The sequence below is a fragment of the Mesorhizobium sp. PL10 genome, from assembly GCF_053714315.1.
On the sequence record NZ_JBSKBR010000142.1, the window covers coordinates 1 to 1,169 of the forward strand.

General features: G+C 62.7%; 1 protein-coding gene. It reads right to left on the reverse strand.

Translation table 11 applies throughout. From position 1 onward, the window contains the following. Positions 1-1,169 (reverse strand): elongation factor Tu (tuf, locus tag ACWGTO_RS33495; RefSeq protein WP_095205387.1); only part of this gene is annotated, 1,169 nt, incomplete at its 3' end.

A 1,169-nucleotide genomic window follows, 5' to 3' on the forward strand; every position in this document is an offset into this window, starting at 1 on the left:
TTGATGGTGACGACGATGCCGGCACCGACGGTGCGGCCGCCTTCACGGATGGCGAAGCGCAGCTTCTCTTCCATGGCGATCGGCACGATCAGCTCGACATCGACCGTGATGTTGTCGCCCGGCATCACCATCTCGGTGCCTTCCGGCAGCGACACGATGCCCGTCACGTCGGTCGTGCGGAAGTAGAACTGCGGACGGTAGTTGGTGAAGAACGGCGTGTGACGGCCACCTTCGTCCTTGGTCAGGATGTAGGCTTCAGCCACGAACTTCTTGTGCGGCTTGACCGTGCCCGGCTTGGCCAGAACCTGGCCGCGCTCGACACCTTCACGATCAACGCCGCGCAGCAGCGCGCCGATGTTGTCGCCGGCCTGGCCCTGATCGAGCAGCTTGCGGAACATTTCAACGCCCGTGCAGGTCGTCTTGGTCGTCGGACGGATGCCGATGATCTCCAGTTCCTCGCCGACCTTGACCACGCCGCGCTCGACACGGCCGGTCACGACCGTGCCACGACCCGAGATCGAGAACACGTCTTCGATCGGCATCAGGAACGGCTTGTCCAGCGGACGAACAGGCGTCGGGATGTAGGCGTCGACCTGAGCCATCAGCTCGCGGATCGCGTCTTCACCGATGGTCTTGTTCGAATCTTCCAGAGCCGCCAGAGCCGAGCCCTTGACGATCGGAATGTCGTCGCCGGGGAACTCGTTCTTCGACAGAAGCTCGCGAACCTCGAGCTCGACCAGTTCCAGCAGCTCGGCGTCGTCGACCTGGTCGACCTTGTTCAGGAACACCACGATCGACGGCACGCCGACCTGACGGGCAAGCAGGATGTGCTCGCGGGTCTGCGGCATCGGGCCGTCGGCGGCCGACACCACCAGGATCGCGCCGTCCATCTGCGCGGCGCCGGTGATCATGTTCTTCACATAGTCGGCGTGGCCGGGGCAGTCGACGTGGGCGTAGTGGCGATTGGCCGTCTCGTATTCGACGTGAGCCGTCGAAATCGTGATGCCGCGGGCCTTCTCTTCGGGCGCCGCATCGATCTGGTCGTAGCGCTTGTATTCGCCAAAATACTTCGTGATCGCCGCCGTCAGCGACGTCTTGCCATGGTCAACGTGACCAATCGTGCCGATGTTCACATGAGGCTTAGTGCGCTCGAATTTACCTTTTGCCAT